Raw genomic sequence first — 20,470 nt, 5'->3', positions numbered from 1 at the left:
TGTGTTGGCTGGTCGGCGAATAGTCGGGGCTGTCGGGGGTTCTTAACCCGCTAAATTGACGCGGCCCGCCAATATGCCAGTTGTTAACCGTGAAACCGTTGTCAAAACCCAACACCCGCATGTTGTCGCGTAGCAGATCAACGGCGTTTAATATCCGATAATCCATACACTCGATCGCCTTATCGCCGCGGTGTTTATGCAGCGCGGCCGGGACAAACTCTTGAGGAATAAAATTTTTAAGCTTGAAATTAGTCATTGTCACCCTCGCTTTTGTTTTTCCCATTGCGGCGTTTATCGATTTCTTTATAGATATCCAGCGCAAGGCGACCCGCAATAACGACTAGGCCACCGATGGAAACCATTGTTTGAACCGTTAATGTCGGATCCGGGATTTGCTGCGCCATGTCGGCGGCTTGCTGGGCCTTGGCCGCAACTTCATTTGAAAACACGAAAACGCCACTCCCGCCGCCATAAGCGATAAAGCGGCCTTTGAACTCGCTGGCGGCACTAATGACACATTTCATATTCAGGACCCAGAAAAGAGAAAACCCGCCAAGAAAGGCGGGTTTTGTTTAATTTGAATGGTTGTGCCGAACTACTCTCGGCGGTCGGTGTTCGCCCGCGGCTTATATCAGGGTACTAACATGCTCTTGGTATTGCGGGGCGGCGGCTTCCATCGATGCCAACTTCATAAGCCAAGTCGCTGACATGTCACAAGGTCAATTATTTACAAGTCGGTACAGCCTGTGCCCCAAGCGGGTTAAATGGCACGGACTTGTAAAACGCAAAAACACCACGTTGGACGAACTTTAAATTAAAGGGCCAAAGATTGCAACACTTTAAGTTGTCAAAATGTCACTTTTAGTGGTCACGCTCTTTTTAACTCTTGTGACATGTCACGCTTAACGGCGGAAAAGGTTACTTTTACGGGCTTGAGATATGATCCCCGGTCAACTGTAATAGTGGTGAATTTGACTAATTATTAAGTTTTGAAAATGAGGAATAAACCCGCTAACAAACTGCCAGTTTTGAGGCGTTAACGGGTGATTTTAACTGAAGTGGTTTTCGTCTCTGCGCATAATAACCATTATGTTAAATGATGGCGTTTTAGTGACATTTAAGTGTCCCGCTAGCGATCTGCCTTTCTACCTCTTTTAAAATTTGCTTTACCCTCTTTTTCTTCCCCGGGCTGGCTGCAATGCTTGGGTGATGATCTTGCGCGTCTTTAACACCAGTGCAATAAGCTTGCCTGATTATTTCTTCTAGTTGATCGGCGGATAACGTCATTAACGATGCCTCCATTTGATTGACTCTAACATCACTCAACACGGGATCGCTTTGTGTCGGGCGTTCAATTGCACGTTTGGACGCACAGCCACAAAACCCCATAAACACGCCGCATTCACTGCATTCATAATGACTCATACATCACCACAATCATTAAGATTTCGTTAATTCGTTATTTATACAAGCGACGGGTTTAAACTTTTCAATTAATTGCGACTCAATGTCTTTCACATACTCTTTGTGGCCCCTTAGCATAATCTCATTATCATCAAACCACTTTTGCGCACTTGCCCCAGGGGTTTCAGCATACTTTAACGCCGGGGGTAAATTGCCTGGACCGAATAGACCGTTCTTAATCCATACCATCCCTTTGTTTGGTTTTGCACCATCGAGAAAGGCATCAATCACAGCGGCTTGATTAGCCACGATCTGATTGTTTAATAACACGCTATAACCCAAGCCAGTTGCAGCAAGATTAATAAGGTGGGCGCGTTCTGCCTCTAAAGACTCAATCCGATTAACCGCCGCTTGAACAAGTTCTGTTATTCCTATTTCGGTGCTACCCTCTTGGCCCTGTTCGTTTTCACCATAAATTTCAATTGAACCATGCTCTATTTGCTCAAGCTCTGCATTCGCTAATTCACTAAGAAACCAAGTAAGATTTTTGCCGTAGTCCATAATGTTACCTATCAAGATATTTTCTTTATTTCACTTAATAGCCACATAATTCTATCGTGGCCAGCCTGTAAATCTTCATTCGACTCTGACAAGAAAAAGGCATTAGCCAATTCATCATCAGTCAAATCACCCCTTGTTAATTTAGCGCGGTGCTCGTTTACTCTTTGGTGATCATTGGTCATTTTGTAAAGCTTCCGTGATAACCACCTTAAACGCTCTTTGCCAGCGGTGAGCCACACAATAAACATCAGACCGCGGCATGTAATTAATGATATTGCGACCAACTCGCTACAGTGTTGCGGGCTAGCAATAACTTCAACCCCTTGGTTATATCGTTCACCATGCGGGTCTTGTTCCCCAAGTTCTCGCCACTTAGCAAAAGGAGTGCTAACAGTCATATTTAAGCTTCCCTATTAATTAATTTCGCATACACATGATTGAACTGTGACAGACCATGACCCATGAAATTTAGGCTTGATAGTGCAACCCTCACTAATCCATAAACCTAATAGCTTGCCAGCCTCTTTACGGTCTGTTCTTTCATAATCCATTGCGCCGACAACTCTTTCACACTGGCAGATCGCAATAAACCCTTTAGGCTTTAACTTGGCCATAACTCCCCCTAATTTAAAGCATCAATTCACGATAGCTGAACGTGTGCCAGCATTCGCAATCACCCTTGAACAAACCATCACACCCGCCAGGTAATGACGATTTACATTTACCGCAATCACCCAAGGCGGCGATTTGTTTTTCAAGCTGTTCATTGTCACGGCGGATCAAGGTTTCGACATATTCATCTAAGCCATATTCGCCACGAACGCCGCCGCGGATAACTCGGTTTCTCTCTAAGGTTTCGCGCTGGACCTTAGTCAATGACACTTCAACAATGGCGATCCCTAAAGCCGATTGGCGTTCACGCTGAATGCGCTTTCGCTTTGCGGCGGCTTCACGCTGCGCCTGTTTTTTATCTTTGATTTCATCCCTTAGTTTTCCGCTTGGCATCAGCCTACCTCCGGCAAATTTCTTACAGCCTCTAGGGCTTCTTCAAAGCTATCAAACTGATATTCGACATACTCAGGGCGAATATAAATTGAGGCGCTACCATCTTCATGTTCCATAATTTCAATTTTTTTTGTCATAGTGCTAACTTACTTTTGACGTGGCCATTAATAGGACCATTGGTTCAACACCTTCTAACGTCAAACAGATCACGTTAGTTGGCCACTTATCGACGGCGATAACCTTTCTTAGCTGGCGTTCGTAGCGGTAACAATCCCCAGGCTTTAAATCTTTAGCTAACACCCATCACCCCAAAGGAATACGCAACACGGTTTTAATCACATCACAAACCAACCACGCAAGCTGATCACCAATGCCAAAACCAAAGCCGACCACTATAGCTATGAATAGATATTGCTTATGCTCTTTGCTCATAGCTTCCCCTTTAACGGCTTACGCCAAAGTCATGCAAGTTGATTAACACATCTTGCTGAAGATCTTCACCGCGCAGGTATTGCCAAAACCAGAACCAACGGGCTTCACTATCAAAGCGCCATAGCCAACGGAACGATTGATAACGAGTAAGTGAAGTTGCACGTTTCATAAAACCGCCTTTTTAGGATTAAGGGCCTTGCTAAACTTTTCCGCTAGCGACTCACTGCATAGCGACAAAGGAACCGCATCTATCGCCTTTGATTTGACGCCTTGAATCAATACCATTCCATCGTTTGTAAGTGTGTAACTCTCCGAACGAGCGTCATTGAATACGCGACACAGTGGCGCACCTTCAATTTTAAATTTCTTACCTATCCAAACCGAAAACCTAAACCATATATTCATTTTTCTATTCCAATATCTAATGAGAAAACAAAGCGGGGCCGACTCTGGCCATGTCATACAAAGGCACACTGCCAACGGTCGAATGTGGCGCGACTCCGGCCCGCCTCAATCGCTTTCGGACTGTCGGTCGGGACAATGCGAACATGTCGGCGATCTGCGAAATGTTTAAATAGCGTATCGACATCTAATTAACCTAAATTTCTAAAACCAACAGCCTACAGGCCGCGGATTAACTGGATTTTTCCAGCTAACTGGAAAGAGTGCTGTCGGCGCATAGGAAAGTGAATATTTTGTCAAATACCGCGGGCCTCGTACCCGTGGTAAAGCCTGAAACGCTCAGGGTCCCCCGCCTTTATCTGACGCCACCGCGCGCTAAGCTCTCGCAACTCATTGATAGACTTCATCATTCTTGCACCGCCGAACGTGGCGACACTGCCCGCCTGACCGTTGTTTTGCATCGATTCAGCGGCGTGTTTTTTTCCAGTCCCTTGCATTGTCCTTACTCCTATATGATAAATGTCTTGATTCATTGTCTAAGCCGCTTGGTCATTGGGATTGACTGAACATGATTTAACAAACGATCTCGGTAATGGATCGGTGTGAAACTCAGTGAACCCCAAGTCATCTAAATGGTTATGATATTGTTCGATAGCATCACGCTTAGGCCCACTGATTAAGGTTTGGAAATAGGCTTCATCGAGTTTACTTAATGAGTGATTTAACAATCTTTCACCGACCATATAGTCGATACTGAGATCAGCCCATATTGACCGGGCTAACTTTCTAAAGTCATGCGCACTAAAGGTACTCTCACTGAATTGTTTGATTAACTTACTGGCGGTTGATTCACAGATAGACCGCTTAGGCTTTTGTCCTGGGAACAAATACAAACCCCGATATCCCGTTGATTGTTGTTGCTTACGATAGGCTGACAACAACCTGATAAATTGTTCTGATAGGGGTAACTCATGGGTTTGACGGGTCTTAGTGTTTTCTTTTGGTATCGTCCAGGTGCGCTTATTAAAGTCGAACTGGTCCCAGCGGGCTAAACGGGTTTCACCGATACGGGTAGCAAACCCCAGCAACAGCGCAACAAACATCTGAATGCGAATAGTTTGTTCTGATAAGCGGTTCAACAACTCAGGTAACATCATTGGCTTAATGGCTCCATCACGGGCGACCACACTATCAATAATGAAATCACTGAATACCATTTCACTCATGGGATTAACTGAAATACGTTTTTGTTTCTTCGCCTGGTTAAATGCCGCTTTAAGTACCACGAACGCTAACCGAACGGTGGCTAATGACCTGTCTTGCTGAAGCGGGCAAATAAACAGATCATCAACATCAGTCGGGGTTAAGTCGTCATAACTTAGCGGGCCTAACATCGGCAACAAATGACACTTAATCACTGACTTAATAGTCGACTTACGATGTTTAGATAAGCTTTGCAACTGACTACAGCGTTGCTCATACCAGTTCAATAAGTCGGCCACTGTCTTGAATTGTTCGGCGCTCAACAACTTATCACCGGGATTAATGGCCGCTTGGGCTGATAACTCAGGCACACAAGCCAGCGCGGCTTTAACGGTCAGTGACGGCCAAGTCCCGACCTTGCGCCAATAGGTTTGATTGTGGCGGTAAGTGACAAAGTGCCAGCTTGCTTTAGTGCGGCAACGACTAAAACGCAACCTAAGCGGATATTTAGGATCCTTAAGCTGGGTCACTGTCGCATCATGTTGAAAGCGGCGGACAACAGCTTCAGATAAGGCCACCTCAACACTTTTGCTTTGCTTCATACTTACTCACACCTTGTTCATTAAAATTGTGGATAAATTAATCACTGTTTGTTTCTAAAAATGGCGGCATTCTTGGCAACCACCGCCAGCCAAGGCAACAACAAGAACGCAAACCAGCCCCACCACTTCACCAGGGCCAATGATGCCAACAAACAAAAGAAACTCAGGCGAGACAGCCAATCAACAGGCGGCTTGATGCCCTTGTGTACGGTTCTAATTTCATCAGCGTGAATAAAGACAAAATTAATGATTAAGAACGTCCCCAGGGCCACCAAGGCCACCTTAGCCGCCACGCTCACCCAATAAAGGGCCAAGGTATCACCCGCAACAACCAACCCTATTAGCACCGGGTTAACCCAGTGGTGAGAAATCTTAAAACCCTTTTTCATATCGTTGCGCCCTTTCGTTAATTCGTTATTTCTTTAACTATTTAAAACGGTTCTAAGCTTCTTTCCCGTTTCGCTAATAGCCGTTCTTCAATTTCGCGGCGCCTTGCGACCGCGGCGGGGTTTGGGGGCGTTTTCTTCGCTGGGCGACTCAGGCGCGGCGGGTGACTGGCTAACGTGAATAGATTGCTTGCTGACATGTTTTGCCCTCGACTTGGTTAACTTCTCTGTTAAATGCGCCCGGACCAACCCTAACCGACGCTTATAGGTTCTAACGCTAATCCCCAGCGAATGCGCCTTGTCAAATTGGGGCTTCTCAGGGTCAAACCCAAGGCGTTTAATTGCGCCATACTCCAACCTGAACAAATCCACCGCCACCGGATTAACGACATAAAACGACATCAAGGCCGCTTCTATATCTGCTTCAACACAATTGAGCGTTGGCCCACTGCCACCGCTGCCGTAATTCATAACACCGTGGTTATCGATAAGCTTACTCAGCACACTTTGACCACTTACCGCCAGCCCGCCGCGGTGAACCCAGCGCGCCCAGCTTTCACATAATTCGTCTAACTCTTTGGTATACATGGCCCGTCCGCCTTATTTAATTGGAGTTCTAAGCGGTAATGCGGGCAAACTAAAATCAACAATCACGATTAGCCCAGGCATTAAACTGCTGGATCAGCGCCAGGTATAAGTCACCGGCTTTTTTACAGGTATTCAGTTCACGGCGGCTCGACACCCCGCAATATTCCCTCACAGCGACCGCGGCCAACTCAGCGTTATTCACCTCACGGTTAGCGATCAGGCTTAAAAACGCCCTAAAGCGTTCGGATTGGCAAAGAATGGCTGCACCTTGGGTCAAATTCATATCAACCCACCTTTTTACGGAAACGGATCAGGCATTCCGATAGCACCTCAGCCGGATTCAGTACGGCTTCAGGCTTAGGTAATGACCAAGAACGGGCGGCAACATGAAGATCAGACAGCAACATCGGCACATCACAAAACACCTTGGCCAAAGGGCCGCGAACATGACAGAAAAACGCGCCTAATTGCCGCAAGGCTGCAACTTCATCAGCATCAGTCACCCCGACAACAACTGTCACCCGGTCATCAAATGTTTTGCGAGAAAAGATAAACTTGTAACGCTCGATTCGTCTTTGTGGGTCCACTAAACCACCCACTGAAAACCGTTCAATTCGACCAGGGCGCGCGGCGCAAAAGTCCTTGAATACTTCTTCTTGGTGGCAAGTCGTGCCGCCCATTAATACAATAATTGTCATGCTACTTCCTTCGCTGCCACGTAAGCGGCGCGCCAGTCTTCTATTGATACCTGATCCAGACTTTCTTTTTTGATTAGCTCTTGCTGGCGAGGCCGGGGGAACCGTTCCAGGTGATACCACGACCAAACGGTCGCCTGGGCCACCCCTAACCCCCGCGCGGCTTTACTGATCCCGCCTAAGCTGTCTATCCACTCTTTAATTGTCACGGCTTGGATGATTCCTTCTTTACGTGGTTAAGTTAGCCACATTAAGTGGTAATACTAGCCACATTAAGTGGTAAATGCAACGATCTAAAAGTGCTATTTATTACTTAATGTGGTATTTTAAAAAGTAATGTATATTTAGGTTTTAATAGGCATTTCCCAAGGTAGGGTTTTGCGACTGCTAAACGAGGCGAGCGTATGGATGACCATGACGAAAAATACAGACTCTTAATCGGGGCGAGAATAAAGGGCCTTCGTCAAGCTAAGGGCTGGACGGCCGAAGAAGCGGGAAAGCGGGCGGGGGTCGGGCGGTCACGTTGGCTAAACTGGGAATGCGGTTCACGCGCGCCTAGAATTTATATGTTCCCGGCACTAGCCAATGTCCTAGGAACTTCGGCGTCTTACCTGGTCGGTTTTACCGACAGCCCAGGCGAACAACCCGACAATTGGGGGTATATCACAGCTAACAACCCAAAAATTGAAACCCTCAAAGGTTTTAATGAAAGCAAGCTGCTTGTCAGTGATTCAATTGCATTTAGGGCCAGCGACTTAGAAGCCAAAGGCATTGAAGGTCACAAAATAGTATTGCTTAGTGTGCCTGATAACAGCATGGCCCCTGATTTATCTAAAGGGGATGAAGTGTTAATCGACCTCACCGAAACTGACGTAAAAGAGCCGGACATTTACGCAATCAGGGAACAGGACGGTAACATCTGGTTACGCTGGATAAGAAAAGACATCGGCGGCACATATACGTTATATGCGAACGATAAAACCCACTCTAACGATCAGCAATTAACTGAAGATCAGTTCAATGCGTTAGACGTGCTAGGCCGTTATGTATGGTCGGGCCGCTGGCGTAAGTAGGCGCTACTAAAAAAGCATGGCATAGCTGTGTTTTTTTACGCCTAAAATGACCACTTAAAGTGACTAATTACACGTAATGTTGCAAAGAAAACAACTTAAAGAGTAAATAAGGGAAACTATGGCAAGTCATCAGCAAAACTCAAAAACCAAAGAAGAATATCGGGATCAGACATCAACCGTGCCTTGGTTGTTTGCGGCGCTCGATGACGAGTTCGACTTTGCAATCGATTTGGCAGCGACAAGCATGTCGGCTAAATGTGGCGTGTACTTCACGCCAGAAACCGATTCATTAAAACAAGATTGGTTTGCTAGCGTTCCGCCGCTATCAAGTGCGACAGGCTGGCTTAACCCGCCTTATTCAAAAATATTACCCTGGGTAGAAAAGGCCCAACAAGAACAAGAAAAGGGCTTTACCACCTGTTTTTTGGTTTTCGCTGACTCAAGTTCGGAGTGGTGGCCACAGGGTCGCCCCTGCATCATTCGAGAAATAACGGGTTACTACTACGACCACCAATACAAGACAGGCAAGCGCAAAGGCACAACGGGCCAACGCTGGGCCAGTGGACGAATTGAATTTGTGAATGCCGAAACAGGCGAAACCATGAAAGACCCGCTTAACAAACCCTGCTGTTTAATCATTTTCCCTGGCTTATATCGTGGCCCGACATTACGGGAATCGATCACCAAATTATCACTAATGGAACGCGGCAACGCGCGCCTAGCCAAACTTAATAACGAATTAACGAAATAACTACTTGACGAGATCACGCAATGGAAAACATACAACTAACCCAAGTCATGCTAAACAATGACGCCGCCAACAGCCTAGAAACCTTTATCGACTTATTTAACAACATGGTTAAAGAGTCAGATCTTATGGCTGACACGATTAATCACCTAAACAGTGAAATGACCAGGTTAAAAGACCAGGCATCGAGCGTAACCCTATTGAAAAATCAGGTTGACGGCTATAAGCGCAAAATTGACGCCGACACTGATCAGATAAACCAGCTTGAAACCAGAATGTCAGAAATGAGCAAGCTTTTACTTCAGGCAGAAAAAAACGCCCATAAGCAAATGGGGCTTGTTCGTGAACTTGAAATGTCACGGGCTAAAAGCGCAGAGTTACAGCGCCAACTTACCGAACTTAAAGGGCCAGACAGCCCCGCCAGGTTAAAAGAACAATTGAAACGAGTGAAAGCCAAGTCTGAAGAAAAAAGCCTTAAAATTACGCGCCTAGAAACTGAGGCTAAGACTTTCAAAAAACAATTAGCGGACGCTGATCAGCGAGACATTCGCGCCGTCGATAAAATCAAGCGCCTCATGGCAGAGAAAAACAACATCGACTTAACAGGCATTTTCCATCATGGCCAACACCACCTAATCATGTGGCCACAGCTTAATGAAGTGCAAGGCAAAGACGGCAATACCTATAAATGCCGCTCACTGCTTTACATGCACCAATCAGGCACAGGCAAGTTAATCACCTTTGATAAAGACAACATGGCATCGGTTATCTGCAAGGCCCCAAGCGGCGGCGTTCGCATACCCGATGAAGTAAAGCTCTTTGCAGAAGACTGGCTATTCAATGTGAACGTCACCCAAAACGGGACCGTCACCCCCTCTGACATGAAAATGACTGATTTAAACAACTAAGGAATTAACATGATTAAACCAGGTGAATTAGTGGTTGATAACTTTGCGGGCGGTGGCGGGGCAAGTACCGGATTATCACTAGGACTAAATAGGCATGTCGACATTGCCATTAACCATGATCCGGCCGCTATTGATATGCACAAAGTTAACCACCCAGAAACAAAGCATTATTGCGAATCAGTTTGGGACGTGGACCCTATAGAAGCCTGTAACGGTAAAAAAGTTGGCTTGGCTTGGTTTAGTCCCGACTGCAAACACTTTTCAAAAGCAAAAGGCGGGACACCCGTTCAGAAACATATTAGGGGCCTTGCTTGGGTCGCTGTTCGGTGGGCCGCTTTAGTCCCTGTAAGAATGTTTATGCTTGAGAACGTAGAAGAATTTATGTCGTGGGGTCCATTGATAGAAATACGCCCAGGCGAGTTTATGCCAAATCCTGATAAAAAGGGGCAAACATTTGAAGCGTTTATAAAAGTGTTAACCACTGGATTAACGGCCGATAATGAAGCATGGCCAGAAATAAAAGAAGCCCTTGGGGATGACTTTCCCCACTATGACAAATTAATAAACGGCCTCGGTTATAACGTCGATTTTAAAGTGTTAGCCGCTTGCGACTTTGGCGCGCCAACGACACGAAAACGCTTTTTCCTTGTTGCAAGAAATGACGGGGAAACTATTTCATGGCCAGAGGCCACACACGGGGATCCAGAACAAGGGTTAATCCCATATAAAACCGCCGCCGATATTGTTGATTGGTCTATCCCCGTAAAATCTATATTTACTCGAAAGAAGCCATTAGCAGAAAACACACTTAAAAGAATAGCGAAAGGGATCCAGCGTTTTGTTATCGATAACCCGGACCCATTCATCATACGCATAGGACAAACAGGTTTTGGGGGCGACCGGCTTTCTTACGATATCAACAAGCCCCTTACGACAATAACCAGTAAAGCCGAACACTTGTTAGTGTCGCCAATTGTCGAGAAAGCAGAAAAGACCGCGGACCTCATTACCAGCCACATGATAAAAATGAGGGGGACAAACATAGGTCATAAAACCGATGAACCTGTTCACACCATTTCGGCGGGGGGATTTCATATCGGTGAAGTCAGAGCGTTCATGATCAAGTATTACGGAACCAATGTCGGCCATAATTGTAAAGAACCCCTGCAAACCATAACGACAAAAGATAGGTTTGGGATCGTCACCATTCGGGGCGACCAGTATCAAATTGTTGATATCGGCTTAAGAATGCTTGAACCTCATGAGCTATTTGCGGCCCAAGGATTTCCAAAAGACTATATCATCAGTCATAACAGTAAAGGAAAAAAGCTGTCTAAAGCGAGTCAGGTTGCTAGGTGTGGCAATGCTGTTTGCCCTCCCGTCGCCCAAGCCCTTGTTGAAGCAAACACCCGCCACAAGCAACAATCCAAAATAGCTGCATAACCCAACATTGAAGCGTTAATTCTACATTTCGTTAATTAACGCTTTACTATTCCCGCCTAATGTTCTAAATTTACCATTAACGAAATAACGAAATAACGACGATAGGTAAAACCAATGGGATATAAGATCAGCGTTATCGGGCAAAAAGGCGGCCCAGGTAAAAGCACACTCGCTAGAGCTATCGCAACATGTTACGCAAGCTCTGACTGGGACGTAAAAATAGCCGACTTAGACATCAACCAATCAACCAGCTTTAACTGGTTGCAACGACGACTAATGAATCAAATTGAACCCGTCGTCGCCGTTGAAACCTTTGGCACAGCCGCAACGGCACTTAAGCAAGCTGACAACTACGACTTGTTTATATTCGACGGCGCACCAATGGCCAGCCGCGCCAGCAAGCAAATCAGCTTAGTGTCTGATCTGGTTATCATCCCAACAGGGCTAGCCACTGACGACCTACAGCCAGCCGTTGCCCTGGCACACAACTTAGTTGCTGAAGGTGTAAAACAAGACGCGATTTGTTTTGTCTTTAACCGGGCAACAGGTAGCGAAACCGAATATCAAGAAGCAGTCGCCTATCTGAACAAAACCCCTTACTTTGTCATCGATGGACGCATCGAAGAAAAACCCTGTTACCGCCGCGCAATGGACGCGGGTTACTCAGTGGTAGAAACCGTTTATAAACAGCCGCGCGAAAAAGCCGACGCTGTCATTCAAAACATTATTAACAGACTAGAAACGCTGATCGAGGAATAATCATGGCCGGACCATCTAAGAAACCAACTAAAGGCAGTGGCAAGGGCGAACCCCCACAGCAAGACACACACCACGGCGTTGTGGGTAACAACATACACAAAGCGGCCGCGGGGGAATTGGTCCCATTAAACTTTAAAATTGACGCTGAACTGAAAAAGGAATTTAAGACCTTTGCAACGGCTCACGACCTGTCAATGGTCGACCTACTGAAAAACGCATTTGAATTTTACAAAGAGAATAAAGGCGGGTAACTGCTTTTAAGTTCAAGCGGCTGACTCTCTGACCTTTCAGCCGCTTGAGTAACCACAACCAACCAATGGGAATTGATAGTTATGTCACAAGCGCAATATACAGCAATACAAAAAGCACGTCTAATTGATCTGCCAACCCTTCCGGCTGCGCTAGTCGCTCAATGGCTGAAGACCAAGCCTGAATGGTTACAAACCCTATTACGTAAATCATTAGATATCACGGGGGCCTAATGCACGGGTTTACCATGCCTAAATGCTGCAATAGCTGTGAACATTACAGCCACAAAGGGTATGACACAGATCCGTTATCTCCCTTTAAAGACCGATGGGGAAACCCAACAAGTTCTAAGACTGCGTGGGGGCATTGTGCCAAGCACCAGGCAAACGTATTTGTCACAGAATTATGTGATCAGTTTGCAAAGCTTGAAGGGATAGAGGTAACGAACGTCGACAACAGGCCCAAGCCAAAAGAAACCCGGCAAGAAAGCCTGTTTTGATTTAAGCCCCGAAAGGGGCTTTTTATTGTCACAAAGTCAGCGGCTAATTAAAGGTAATAAAAAACCACCTATCAAGGTGGCTTTTAGCGGGGAACACTAATCGACAAACACTAGCGCGCTAGCATGTCCCGCCTAACATCATCAACTAAATCAGTGGCGGCAGATAAGGCAAGGCGCTGATCCTCGCTCAATTCCTCCGAATCGCTCACAGTGACGACAATTGCCTTTGCCTGACTTAGTCGTCTGTCCATACGGTCTATATGGTCCATGTCGCGGCGTGACGTTAATGTCACTGACAATGCTTTAAACAGCTTAATGACACTAGGGCCGCTTTTGCTGTCGTCTTGTTCCCAGCTCAATAACGTATCAACACTAATGTTTAAGCGTTGGCAAAAATCCTCTGCTGTCAGCCCTGATAGCTGGCGTAACTCTTTAACAATCTGAGATAGTACCATTTTATTATTCCTTCATAAAAACAGAAGATTGTGATTGAAAACCTATCTTAAAAAGCAAGAATATTTCATAAACAAATAACGTAACTTTGATAGGGGTATAAAGATAATAAGCATATAAAATCTGCTCAGATATCACGGCCCTGGCTCCATACTCAAGGGACGTAATGATATTGACCAAACAACTAGCGGCATAAAGTAAAATTATTTTAAATTCATCAACATGGCGTTGATAGACAATGCTTACTTTGTAATCTCCTTTTACATCTGGCACCAAGAATCCAGCCAGCTTTATGTAAGCAAAAACCACTAATCGAAAGACCTGTAATCGAAAGGCGATAAGTAATAAAACGACCACATCAAAAAAGCCGCTTACAATAAAAAACATATAGCTTTTTATATAAGGGCTATTTAATAGAAAGTCGTTTAAAAACAGAACGTCAAATAGGTGAACAAGCAAGATAACAGAAACCAACAGAAGAATATTATTATTGCTCTTATTCAACAGCGCCGCCACGGCTAAAGCTAAACAAAACACGTTATTTAACAGCCGTTGGTCTATGCTGGTAAATATAGAGTCAATATATATTAATATGTCCATTGCATCCCTGCTATCAAGCTATCCATACCTAAGTCAAACGACTACATTTCACTTTGCGACGGTGGGGGCTTAGTGCCGCCGCCAATCGCATTGACCTGCGCTTCTTGCTCTTGTTCAAGCAATTGCGCAAACTCGGCCGACTGTTCTTTTGGTGGTGGCTTAGTGCCGCCGCCAATCGCTTGAGTGGTCGGAACGGTTTCAGTTACTTTCATAGCTAAATACTCCTACTTGGTTAACATAAAAAAGCCAAGCCAGTATATTACATCAAGCTACAAAATCACACCTAAAGTGTTATTGACCACGAAAAGTTTCATTAAATAAAAATTTCTTTGCAAATGATGCGATTATGTAACAACAAGTCAATTTGTTGGCGCACAGTGTACGCCTAAGTGACCCATAGTTAAACCAAAAATCGAGCAAAATAGTAGTAACACTCTAATTATTCGTTAATTATATATTTCGTTATTTCTTTATTTGTCAGTATTGGCCCAGGCGTTTAACTGAACACATTCCGCGACTAATACATCAGTTTCTTTGTTGCTGAATGCCAGGTGATCATTAATACAGTTTTGCAGCGTCATCGATGCGACCTTAAACTTTTCGCCCTCGACTAATGACGGATCATTAAGCCAGCCTTTACGCTCAAGCGACATCAACCAATAGGCCGCGGTCCCTAACTGCTGTTCATCGGTGGCCGCGGACCACTGAGCGCGATCCAAGCCGTTAATGCTACCTAACATCATCCATTCAGGCATTTTTGAGCAGGCGCTTAACGCGATGGCCAACACCCCTGTTGCTAAAACTTTATGAGTCATCATCTAAACATTCCTTGATTTTCACCTTTCGGCAAGCTGATAATTATTGTAAAAACACTGGCCACAGCGCTCAAAGTGGATCCCCTTCTTAGTGTGGAAACATTGCCCTTCCCAGTACAAATTTAACGCCTTGGCTGAACACTGAGGGCAAGTTAACCCCTCTTTTATCAGCTCGTATTTTGCCAAAGATGAAGTGGTAAAAACTTGAACGTCACACGGCAAACCAAATTTAACCGGATCAGCCTTTACCCGCCCAAATAACTCAGCGATGGCCGACTCGCCGCGTTCGTCTACCCGAAAGCGATTTCGCATGTACTCAGGCCCAGGCGATGACTTGTCATATAGTGCAAATTCGCCGGACATATTGAGCAAATGAAACGTCTTGTTTTTTGTTTTTGCAATGATTGAATAGCGCATAACCGCCCCTATTTAAGCCAAATCATACCAAGGCCCGCGCGCTCACAGAGCAAGCACCAGGCAGCGAATTTAATTTCTTGACCGTCGCTCGTCCACTTGCGAATAGTTCGGCTACTGACATCGAGCAAGGCCCCGGCTGAACTACCTGTAAGCCCTGCCATTTTTAAGACGATTCGGACATCGTCCCCGCACGGCCTAACCCAATCGCCCGACGCGGCCGACAATAATGTCGACGGATTTAGCCCTTGTTCAAATGCGGCAACTTGTTTTTGTTGCACGTCTAACGATGGTAACGGGATCATGGTTTTTCCTTCTGACTCAATATAAGCGGGGCGAACCCCGCTTTCGTTATTGTTTAAACTGGATATTGCCAACATCGGCTAGGGTAATGTGTTGTAGTGAAAGGGTTCCTTTCGCTAATGCCTTAAAATAACCTGAACTGTTCAGGTGTTCAAAAACATAAAACAACCATGTATCTAAAATGATGTCTCGCCGTTCAATCGTAACCCCTATATGTTCAGGGTTAAATTGCCTTGTTGGCTTGCCTAGCGATTCTATCGAACCTCGGCGAGTGACCCAAAAGTCGGCGGTAGCATTTCCAGTTTTTAAAGAACATAAGCTTTTCAGCTTCATCGGGTTAACACCTCCCGGTTTGTGGCCTTGGCAATATGCCCGGCCTCTGATTTATATAGTAGGACTTTACGTCCTATTTATCAAGCGTTATTTCGTTAATTCGTTAATTAAATCGCTTTGCTTTAGCCGTTCTTTTCTTGTGACATGTCACGGTGTTTATTGATTAATTTGCCTTGGCCCCTGTTAAGCCACCACAAGGCGTTTAGCTTTTTCTGTTACCCCGCTATTCATTCTTTTCGATAGCAGTGGAATTACGCTGTCAAGGCTGCGCAGCACCGCGAAGCGGCTTGGCCTTTACTGCGTAATGAAACGAATAGCCTAGGCTCAGGGGATTGGCTTTAGGACGAAGTCCGTGCCAAGCTCCTGACGCCTCGCGGGCGAGAGGTTCCCCCGGAGGGGGCGGAGGGGGAGATCTTAGGCCCCTGGCGTAAGCCAGGAAATGGCCGCATCATTTATAATCTTTCTAAGCAAAGCGATAGATAAATTAGATCGCCTTTAGGGCGTCTAATTATCCTTCTTTTTAAAGAAGTGGTTAGTTCAGCGTTTAATTTCGAGATTAAAAATATATAAACGAGATCACGCGCTCATTGTTGGCTGCGGATATTCACAAAGACAGGGTTTTTAGGTGAGGGCGAGGGTAAAACGTCACGCTGTACGGCCTTAAATTAGCTGTGGCCAACGTGAAAAGGCCAGCACTAGGCTAGCTTGTAAAAAGTGTTTTTGGGCTATGTGTAGCCGCGTAGGACCTCGTTAAGCAAGGTTAAATACTCCTCGCCTTGGGCTTGCGGGTGATTGTCTTTAATGACTTTCTTAGCTTGGAATACATACACAGGCGGCAACTGATTACACAGCTTGAAGTGTTCCCTTTCGGCTTCTGAACGCTGTGGCTGTTTGGCTTTATCCTTGATCGCTTGCTTTAGGCGGCGGTGTGAGTCCATCACTTGTTCAGTGTGCTTGTTAGACCCGGTGAACTCGCGGCGCAATCTGGCCAACAGGTTTTTAAGGCTTGGGCGATCGAGGCCCGCTATTCTATCGCTGGCGGTTTGTCTTATTACCTCGGCGGCGCGTTGCTTCTTAGCGTTCGCTATTAAGCCTTTCTTTTGCATCCAGGCGCGCGATCTTGCAATCAGCGCCTTAGTGTCTTTCATGGTTAAACCAAACGACTTGAACAACTCAGGACGAAAGAAAATCCGCATTGCTTTATGTTGCTTTGCTTTGTCGTCAAACTCATGCACAAGCAAGATCAAGTTAGCCGCGGCCATATCCTCAAGGGCAGCAAGAACCGGGTCATAAGCAACGCGGCCGTGCCTGTATTGGCCGTTGTTACCATCATAACCCGGTTGATAATGGTGAATTTGGCCTATCATTTCGGCCAGTTCAGGCACAGAGGCTTTAACCTCAAATAGGTAAGGGGCATCAGGATCATAGTCCGCACGGTAAATCATGGCGCGGGTTAAGGCGTTGAGGGTTTCTTCTCGTTCGCTACGTATTGCAGCACGGCGGGGAGGAATAATTTTAACTTGATCAGGGGCGCTAGTGTTCTTTTTGCGGATCAAGGTTGCACCCGCTGAACGCAACTTGGCCATGTAACGGTTTTTTGACCACGAATGCACCTTCAGAATAGCGTCAAGACGCTTGGCGATCGGGTGATTAACCATTCCTAGGTTAAATTCAGGTGTGTATCGTCTGTGAGGCTTAACGATAAATGCCGTTAAATCCGCCTCAATAGCTTGGCTACTCATGCAGCCACCCTAAAAAAAATGCTCATCATTTTTCGCTTAGTTATCTTTTTAATTGCAAAAAAGAATCCGTCGGCATAAAATGAAAGCTGATCTCGTCAAGGTCTGCTTGGTTGTTTTATGCCTACAAAGAGAGCTGGTCTGCAAACCGGCTTTTTTTGTGTCTGAATTCCAGTAAGTTATTTATTTATCAGTCTATTTTATCACCAAACTATAATCCGCATTCTGCGGTAGAAATAAAATGTACCACAATAAGTGGTCATCCTGCCATAAAAATCTAATCACAACTAAATAAAATAAGATCTCAACACCGCATCATATAGGATCTTGCGTCCGTGTTTAAAGATCTTTTTCACGTTTAGCCAAATATGTTCAGCCACTTAACAACTATTTAATAAAGATAATCGCGCAGATAGGCGCTAGATAAGCAGGGCGGACGAATGCCGCCCCATACAGAAGGGGAACCGTGAAGGGTTAATCTTTTGGGGTAATGCCGCGGCCACTGGTTGACGATACCCCCGAACCCTCGATCGAGTGTTCAATGGTTTCTATTAACCAGGTCTTATTTGCGGCGCTATTGTGATTAGCAAACGTGATTTTTGTTTCAGGGGCCAGCGACGCGGTTAACGGCCGGGTAAAGTCAATCGATGCTTGGCCACGTTGAAAACCGTCAAGCTTGGCTTTTGCGGCGCGCTGGGCCTCATCTTTGTTAGGATAGTTGCGGCGGATCTTGTATTGCGGCTCACCACTGCCCGCCACCTCTTGCACTTCAACTTGATTGATTTCATCAAACCAATTAACCACCACAGACTGATAGTCGCTTCGCTTTTGTATCGTGACACGCCCGGACGTGTTTTCGGGGTCATCGATGACGACTTCAGGCAAGGCTTTACCTGACACGCTTTTACCTTCGCCCTTGGCCACAATCACCAGCTTGTTAGCAACAGGTTTAAAAAAGCCCCCGGCTTCTCTGGCCAGTCGTGACAACAGGTTCATATCAGATTCAGACTTTTGGTCTAAATGCTCATAAGTGATCCCCGCCAACTCTGGCGATACCTTGACATCATAACCATGTTCGGCGGCGATTTTGGCGGCCAAATCCCCCAGGGTAATGTTATCAAAGGTTTCATCTTTAGGAGCCTTTAAGCTGCCTTTCATCTTTACCGCTTTAGCGTGAATGCTAAACACCTGATCATCAAGCGGGACCTCTAATTCATCGACTTCAAAAATGCCTTTATAGACCAGCGAATCAGTGTCGCCGATCCACACTTCCAATTCTGCGCCCGTTTCAGGCAATCTAACCACACCATCACGGTTATCTAACTCAATGGCCACAGTGTCAGAGTCAGACCCCGCCGCATCACTTACAGTGAGTTTAAGCAAGCGTGACGCTAACGCCTTGGTGATATCATTACCATTGGCGGTGACTTTATAACGTGCCTCTTTCATTCGTTAATTCGTCCTTTCTTCAATTATTAGCTAGTCCCATAACGACACAGTGCTATCGTCGACCGCCGCGGCTAATTCAGGCATAAAAACCACAGTGCTAGCGGGTAAAATAGGCCCTAGCTTTGCTAAGCCAGGATTAGCCGCCAATACCTGTTCGGTGGCTCCCGGTCTGCCCTGGTAATATTGGTGGCAAATGCTATCAAGCATTTCACCGCTTTTAGTGCGGTAATACTCGCCAACAGAGTTATTCTTCATCTTCGCCCCACTCCGCAATCATTAAGGTTCCTTTCATTTCAAGCGGGATCCCATTAGTTAAAAAATATTGCTCGGCTATGTCTAGCTTCTCGATGACCCACAGCCCTAAGTCCGCGCCGCCGCTTGGGGTTCCGCCCACTAATCGCTGTGGCTTACCCTTATCGCCGATCGCTTTCAATTTAGACAACAGCAATAAATCAGATTTGCTTTGCGGGTAAATCATAATATCGAGGTTTTTAGATGACGCATCCGGGCCATGAAATTGACGCGCCGGCTTTTTTCCGACGCGGTCTTTTTTCTGCCAGCGCCAGGCGTGTGAGGTTGATAAAGTTTGATACTGGGCCGTATCAATTGAGAATTGAAAATCACCTAATGCAAGCATGACCTCATTGTTTGACCTATCAGGCATAACACCCCCAAAAATAAAGCCCGGACAGTGCCGGGCAATAGTCAGTTAATAATCATGGTTAAGGTTACACGTCGGTTTGACGACCACGGCCACGGCGCGCGTGTTGGCGGTCCCGTTCGTCAAGCTTGCGCTGAACTTCGCGGGCGATTTCTTGCGAGTCCATACCAGGGGCGGCGGTGATCGCAAAGTGCGTTTGGCTTTGGTCAACATACGACGGGGCCGCGGCTGGCTGCTTAAACCCTGTTTGTAACACAACAGGCCGTTGCATAGGATCGCGCATCATTGGCGGGGCATCACCCATCACGCCAGGCGAATAACCACCATCGGCGACAGGCTGATCAAGGCCCAACGGGCTAGCCATTGGCGGCGGCGCAGCTTGGCGAACCGTTTTAATCACCTCCGCCTGTGGACTGTCACCAGTGAACCAGTCCCACACCTCACCAATTGCCGACATAATGTCATTAACTGGCCCCATCACCGCCGACACCAACCAGTCAATAAAACCACTGGCCATTGACTTAATGTTTTCCCACAAGCCAGAAAAGAACCCAAGTAAGGGATCCCAGGCTTGAACAATCAAACCTAATGGGGTCCATGATAAAAGCGTTCTAATCGCATCAAGCGGGGCATTAAATACCGCCGTTATTCCATCCCACAAACCACTGAAGAACGACGTTAACGGCCCCCAAGCGCGAAACAGTAACCCAATGGGCGACCAAGACAGGATCGTCTTGAACAGCGAC

33 protein-coding genes are annotated in these 20,470 nt (G+C 46.1%); 7 read left to right on the top strand and 26 right to left on the bottom strand.

Features of this window, described 5'->3' with window-relative positions; all coding sequences use genetic code 11:
* The 14 genes from L976_RS00315 to L976_RS00250 all read right to left on the bottom strand — a co-directional run.
* The coding region (locus L976_RS00315) for a hypothetical protein (protein ID WP_047532906.1) at nt 1-256 on the bottom strand (256 nt) is incomplete at its 3' end.
* Nucleotides 249-524, bottom strand: coding sequence for a hypothetical protein (locus tag L976_RS00310; RefSeq protein WP_047532905.1), 276 nt, complete (start codon nt 522-524; stop codon nt 249-251). The genes L976_RS00315 and L976_RS00310, both read right to left, overlap by 8 nt.
* A gap of 583 nt (nt 525-1,107) precedes the next feature.
* Nucleotides 1,108-1,425 (bottom strand): hypothetical protein, encoded by a 318-nt coding sequence (locus L976_RS00305; protein ID WP_156143121.1) that lies wholly within the window; start codon nt 1,423-1,425, stop codon nt 1,108-1,110.
* Nucleotides 1,426-1,440: 15 nt separating this feature from the next.
* Nucleotides 1,441-1,965 carry a hypothetical protein gene (locus L976_RS00300; RefSeq protein WP_047532893.1) on the bottom strand — a complete coding sequence of 175 codons (525 nt, stop codon included), beginning with the start codon at nt 1,963-1,965 and terminating at the stop codon, nt 1,441-1,443.
* An 11-nt stretch (nt 1,966-1,976) separates the two neighbouring features.
* Nucleotides 1,977-2,363, bottom strand: coding sequence for a hypothetical protein (locus L976_RS00295; protein ID WP_047532890.1), 387 nt, complete (start codon nt 2,361-2,363; stop codon nt 1,977-1,979).
* 229 nt (nt 2,364-2,592) lie between these two features.
* Nucleotides 2,593-2,970, bottom strand: a complete 378-nt coding sequence (locus tag L976_RS00285) for a hypothetical protein (protein WP_052183921.1) — start codon at nt 2,968-2,970, stop codon at nt 2,593-2,595.
* Nucleotides 2,970-3,107 (bottom strand): hypothetical protein, encoded by a 138-nt coding sequence (locus L976_RS23035; RefSeq protein ID WP_156143120.1) that lies wholly within the window; start codon nt 3,105-3,107, stop codon nt 2,970-2,972. The genes L976_RS00285 and L976_RS23035 overlap by 1 nt, the downstream gene beginning before the upstream one ends.
* Before the next feature lie 166 nt (nt 3,108-3,273).
* Nucleotides 3,274-3,402, bottom strand: a complete 129-nt coding sequence (locus tag L976_RS23715) for a hypothetical protein (protein WP_269430376.1) — start codon at nt 3,400-3,402, stop codon at nt 3,274-3,276.
* A gap of 10 nt (nt 3,403-3,412) precedes the next feature.
* Nucleotides 3,413-3,571 carry a hypothetical protein gene (locus tag L976_RS23030; protein ID WP_156143119.1) on the bottom strand — a complete coding sequence of 53 codons (159 nt, stop codon included), beginning with the start codon at nt 3,569-3,571 and terminating at the stop codon, nt 3,413-3,415.
* A 769-nt stretch (nt 3,572-4,340) separates the two neighbouring features.
* Nucleotides 4,341-5,609, bottom strand: a complete 1,269-nt coding sequence (locus L976_RS00270) for a tyrosine-type recombinase/integrase (protein ID WP_052183920.1) — start codon at nt 5,607-5,609, stop codon at nt 4,341-4,343.
* 41 nt (nt 5,610-5,650) lie between these two features.
* Nucleotides 5,651-5,998, bottom strand: a complete 348-nt coding sequence (locus L976_RS00265; protein ID WP_047532879.1) for a hypothetical protein — start codon at nt 5,996-5,998, stop codon at nt 5,651-5,653.
* A gap of 87 nt (nt 5,999-6,085) precedes the next feature.
* Entirely contained in the window at nt 6,086-6,583 is a 498-nt protein-coding gene (locus tag L976_RS00260; protein WP_047532877.1) for a hypothetical protein, read from the bottom strand.
* A 55-nt stretch (nt 6,584-6,638) separates the two neighbouring features.
* Nucleotides 6,639-6,866 (bottom strand): hypothetical protein, encoded by a 228-nt coding sequence (locus L976_RS00255; RefSeq protein WP_047532875.1) that lies wholly within the window; start codon nt 6,864-6,866, stop codon nt 6,639-6,641.
* A 1-nt stretch (nt 6,867) separates the two neighbouring features.
* On the bottom strand, nt 6,868-7,281 hold the full coding sequence (locus tag L976_RS00250; protein ID WP_047532873.1) for a hypothetical protein: 414 nt from the start codon (nt 7,279-7,281) through the stop codon (nt 6,868-6,870).
* 401 nt (nt 7,282-7,682) lie between these two features.
* On the opposite strand from L976_RS00250, the gene L976_RS00240 reads away from it, so the two are divergent.
* The 7 genes from L976_RS00240 (at nt 7,683) to L976_RS23435 (ending at nt 12,691) form a co-directional block, all read left to right on the top strand.
* The gene (locus L976_RS00240; protein ID WP_047532868.1) at nt 7,683-8,351 is read left to right on the top strand and encodes an XRE family transcriptional regulator; all 669 of its coding nucleotides are present in this window, start codon (nt 7,683-7,685) and stop codon (nt 8,349-8,351) included.
* Between the two features lie 118 nt (nt 8,352-8,469).
* Nucleotides 8,470-9,102 carry a DNA N-6-adenine-methyltransferase gene (locus L976_RS00235; protein WP_047532866.1) on the top strand — a complete coding sequence of 211 codons (633 nt, stop codon included), beginning with the start codon at nt 8,470-8,472 and terminating at the stop codon, nt 9,100-9,102.
* Between the two features lie 20 nt (nt 9,103-9,122).
* Nucleotides 9,123-10,007: a hypothetical protein gene (locus tag L976_RS00230; RefSeq protein WP_047532865.1), complete on the top strand. Its 885-nt coding sequence runs from the start codon at nt 9,123-9,125 to the stop codon at nt 10,005-10,007.
* Nucleotides 10,008-10,016: 9 nt separating this feature from the next.
* Nucleotides 10,017-11,450, top strand: coding sequence for a DNA cytosine methyltransferase (locus tag L976_RS00225; RefSeq protein WP_052183919.1), 1,434 nt, complete (start codon nt 10,017-10,019; stop codon nt 11,448-11,450).
* 114 nt (nt 11,451-11,564) lie between these two features.
* Nucleotides 11,565-12,209 carry a ParA family protein gene (locus L976_RS00220; RefSeq protein ID WP_047532858.1) on the top strand — a complete coding sequence of 215 codons (645 nt, stop codon included), beginning with the start codon at nt 11,565-11,567 and terminating at the stop codon, nt 12,207-12,209.
* A gap of 2 nt (nt 12,210-12,211) precedes the next feature.
* Nucleotides 12,212-12,460, top strand: coding sequence for a hypothetical protein (locus L976_RS00215; protein ID WP_047532855.1), 249 nt, complete (start codon nt 12,212-12,214; stop codon nt 12,458-12,460).
* Between the two features lie 81 nt (nt 12,461-12,541).
* Nucleotides 12,542-12,691 (top strand): hypothetical protein, encoded by a 150-nt coding sequence (locus L976_RS23435; RefSeq protein WP_173944776.1) that lies wholly within the window; start codon nt 12,542-12,544, stop codon nt 12,689-12,691.
* A gap of 376 nt (nt 12,692-13,067) precedes the next feature.
* On the opposite strand, the gene L976_RS00205 is transcribed toward L976_RS23435, so the two are convergent.
* The 12 genes from L976_RS00205 to L976_RS23430 form a co-directional block, all read right to left on the bottom strand.
* Nucleotides 13,068-13,412 carry a helix-turn-helix domain-containing protein gene (locus L976_RS00205; protein ID WP_047532851.1) on the bottom strand — a complete coding sequence of 115 codons (345 nt, stop codon included), beginning with the start codon at nt 13,410-13,412 and terminating at the stop codon, nt 13,068-13,070.
* A 4-nt stretch (nt 13,413-13,416) separates the two neighbouring features.
* Nucleotides 13,417-14,010, bottom strand: coding sequence for a hypothetical protein (locus tag L976_RS00200; RefSeq protein WP_047532848.1), 594 nt, complete (start codon nt 14,008-14,010; stop codon nt 13,417-13,419).
* A gap of 41 nt (nt 14,011-14,051) precedes the next feature.
* Nucleotides 14,052-14,222 (bottom strand): hypothetical protein, encoded by a 171-nt coding sequence (locus L976_RS23025; protein ID WP_156143118.1) that lies wholly within the window; start codon nt 14,220-14,222, stop codon nt 14,052-14,054.
* Nucleotides 14,223-14,480: 258 nt separating this feature from the next.
* Entirely contained in the window at nt 14,481-14,828 is a 348-nt protein-coding gene (locus L976_RS00195; protein WP_047532843.1) for a hypothetical protein, read from the bottom strand.
* 18 nt (nt 14,829-14,846) lie between these two features.
* On the bottom strand, nt 14,847-15,242 hold the full coding sequence (locus L976_RS00190) for a hypothetical protein (protein ID WP_047532840.1): 396 nt from the start codon (nt 15,240-15,242) through the stop codon (nt 14,847-14,849).
* 8 nt (nt 15,243-15,250) lie between these two features.
* Entirely contained in the window at nt 15,251-15,544 is a 294-nt protein-coding gene (locus L976_RS00185; protein WP_052183918.1) for a hypothetical protein, read from the bottom strand.
* A gap of 46 nt (nt 15,545-15,590) precedes the next feature.
* Nucleotides 15,591-15,875 carry a hypothetical protein gene (locus L976_RS00180; protein ID WP_047532837.1) on the bottom strand — a complete coding sequence of 95 codons (285 nt, stop codon included), beginning with the start codon at nt 15,873-15,875 and terminating at the stop codon, nt 15,591-15,593.
* A 725-nt stretch (nt 15,876-16,600) separates the two neighbouring features.
* Nucleotides 16,601-17,617: a hypothetical protein gene (locus L976_RS22155; protein ID WP_052183917.1), complete on the bottom strand. Its 1,017-nt coding sequence runs from the start codon at nt 17,615-17,617 to the stop codon at nt 16,601-16,603.
* A 471-nt stretch (nt 17,618-18,088) separates the two neighbouring features.
* Nucleotides 18,089-19,063 (bottom strand): contractile injection system protein, VgrG/Pvc8 family, encoded by a 975-nt coding sequence (locus L976_RS00170; protein ID WP_047532834.1) that lies wholly within the window; start codon nt 19,061-19,063, stop codon nt 18,089-18,091.
* 30 nt (nt 19,064-19,093) lie between these two features.
* Nucleotides 19,094-19,318: a tail protein X gene (locus tag L976_RS00165; protein WP_047532830.1), complete on the bottom strand. Its 225-nt coding sequence runs from the start codon at nt 19,316-19,318 to the stop codon at nt 19,094-19,096.
* Complete coding sequence (locus L976_RS00160) at nt 19,308-19,700, bottom strand: phage tail protein (RefSeq protein ID WP_052183916.1); 393 nt, start codon at nt 19,698-19,700, stop codon at nt 19,308-19,310. The genes L976_RS00165 and L976_RS00160 overlap by 11 nt, the downstream gene beginning before the upstream one ends.
* 91 nt (nt 19,701-19,791) lie before the next feature.
* Nucleotides 19,792-20,470 (bottom strand): phage tail protein (locus tag L976_RS23430; protein WP_047532826.1); only part of this gene is annotated, 679 nt, incomplete at its 5' end.

The organism is Shewanella sp. ZOR0012, from assembly GCF_000798835.1.
Classification (GTDB): Bacteria; Pseudomonadota; Gammaproteobacteria; order Enterobacterales; family Shewanellaceae; genus Shewanella; species Shewanella xiamenensis.
This window is presented reverse-complemented; position numbering and strand designations above follow the sequence as displayed.

Coding starts and splice junctions, on each gene's coding strand:
- L976_RS00310 (WP_047532905.1), bottom strand. CDS start 524: ATGAAATGTGTCATTAGTGCCGCCAGCGAGTTCAAAGGCCGCTTTATC.
- L976_RS00305 (WP_156143121.1), bottom strand. CDS start 1,425: ATGAGTCATTATGAATGCAGTGAATGCGGCGTGTTTATGGGGTTTTGT.
- L976_RS00300 (WP_047532893.1), bottom strand. CDS start 1,965: ATGGACTACGGCAAAAATCTTACTTGGTTTCTTAGTGAATTAGCGAAT.
- L976_RS00295 (WP_047532890.1), bottom strand. CDS start 2,363: ATGACTGTTAGCACTCCTTTTGCTAAGTGGCGAGAACTTGGGGAACAA.
- L976_RS00285 (WP_052183921.1), bottom strand. CDS start 2,970: ATGCCAAGCGGAAAACTAAGGGATGAAATCAAAGATAAAAAACAGGCG.
- L976_RS23035 (WP_156143120.1), bottom strand. CDS start 3,107: ATGACAAAAAAAATTGAAATTATGGAACATGAAGATGGTAGCGCCTCA.
- L976_RS23715 (WP_269430376.1), bottom strand. CDS start 3,402: ATGAGCAAAGAGCATAAGCAATATCTATTCATAGCTATAGTGGTCGGC.
- L976_RS23030 (WP_156143119.1), bottom strand. CDS start 3,571: ATGAAACGTGCAACTTCACTTACTCGTTATCAATCGTTCCGTTGGCTA.
- L976_RS00270 (WP_052183920.1), bottom strand. CDS start 5,609: ATGAAGCAAAGCAAAAGTGTTGAGGTGGCCTTATCTGAAGCTGTTGTC.
- L976_RS00265 (WP_047532879.1), bottom strand. CDS start 5,998: ATGAAAAAGGGTTTTAAGATTTCTCACCACTGGGTTAACCCGGTGCTA.
- L976_RS00260 (WP_047532877.1), bottom strand. CDS start 6,583: ATGTATACCAAAGAGTTAGACGAATTATGTGAAAGCTGGGCGCGCTGG.
- L976_RS00255 (WP_047532875.1), bottom strand. CDS start 6,866: ATGAATTTGACCCAAGGTGCAGCCATTCTTTGCCAATCCGAACGCTTT.
- L976_RS00250 (WP_047532873.1), bottom strand. CDS start 7,281: ATGACAATTATTGTATTAATGGGCGGCACGACTTGCCACCAAGAAGAA.
- L976_RS00240 (WP_047532868.1), top strand. CDS start 7,683: ATGGATGACCATGACGAAAAATACAGACTCTTAATCGGGGCGAGAATA.
- L976_RS00235 (WP_047532866.1), top strand. CDS start 8,470: ATGGCAAGTCATCAGCAAAACTCAAAAACCAAAGAAGAATATCGGGAT.
- L976_RS00230 (WP_047532865.1), top strand. CDS start 9,123: ATGGAAAACATACAACTAACCCAAGTCATGCTAAACAATGACGCCGCC.
- L976_RS00225 (WP_052183919.1), top strand. CDS start 10,017: ATGATTAAACCAGGTGAATTAGTGGTTGATAACTTTGCGGGCGGTGGC.
- L976_RS00220 (WP_047532858.1), top strand. CDS start 11,565: ATGGGATATAAGATCAGCGTTATCGGGCAAAAAGGCGGCCCAGGTAAA.
- L976_RS00215 (WP_047532855.1), top strand. CDS start 12,212: ATGGCCGGACCATCTAAGAAACCAACTAAAGGCAGTGGCAAGGGCGAA.
- L976_RS23435 (WP_173944776.1), top strand. CDS start 12,542: ATGTCACAAGCGCAATATACAGCAATACAAAAAGCACGTCTAATTGAT.
- L976_RS00205 (WP_047532851.1), bottom strand. CDS start 13,412: ATGGTACTATCTCAGATTGTTAAAGAGTTACGCCAGCTATCAGGGCTG.
- L976_RS00200 (WP_047532848.1), bottom strand. CDS start 14,010: ATGGACATATTAATATATATTGACTCTATATTTACCAGCATAGACCAA.
- L976_RS23025 (WP_156143118.1), bottom strand. CDS start 14,222: ATGAAAGTAACTGAAACCGTTCCGACCACTCAAGCGATTGGCGGCGGC.
- L976_RS00195 (WP_047532843.1), bottom strand. CDS start 14,828: ATGATGACTCATAAAGTTTTAGCAACAGGGGTGTTGGCCATCGCGTTA.
- L976_RS00190 (WP_047532840.1), bottom strand. CDS start 15,242: ATGCGCTATTCAATCATTGCAAAAACAAAAAACAAGACGTTTCATTTG.
- L976_RS00185 (WP_052183918.1), bottom strand. CDS start 15,544: ATGATCCCGTTACCATCGTTAGACGTGCAACAAAAACAAGTTGCCGCA.
- L976_RS00180 (WP_047532837.1), bottom strand. CDS start 15,875: ATGAAGCTGAAAAGCTTATGTTCTTTAAAAACTGGAAATGCTACCGCC.
- L976_RS22155 (WP_052183917.1), bottom strand. CDS start 17,617: ATGAGTAGCCAAGCTATTGAGGCGGATTTAACGGCATTTATCGTTAAG.
- L976_RS00170 (WP_047532834.1), bottom strand. CDS start 19,063: ATGAAAGAGGCACGTTATAAAGTCACCGCCAATGGTAATGATATCACC.
- L976_RS00165 (WP_047532830.1), bottom strand. CDS start 19,318: ATGAAGAATAACTCTGTTGGCGAGTATTACCGCACTAAAAGCGGTGAA.
- L976_RS00160 (WP_052183916.1), bottom strand. CDS start 19,700: ATGCTTGCATTAGGTGATTTTCAATTCTCAATTGATACGGCCCAGTAT.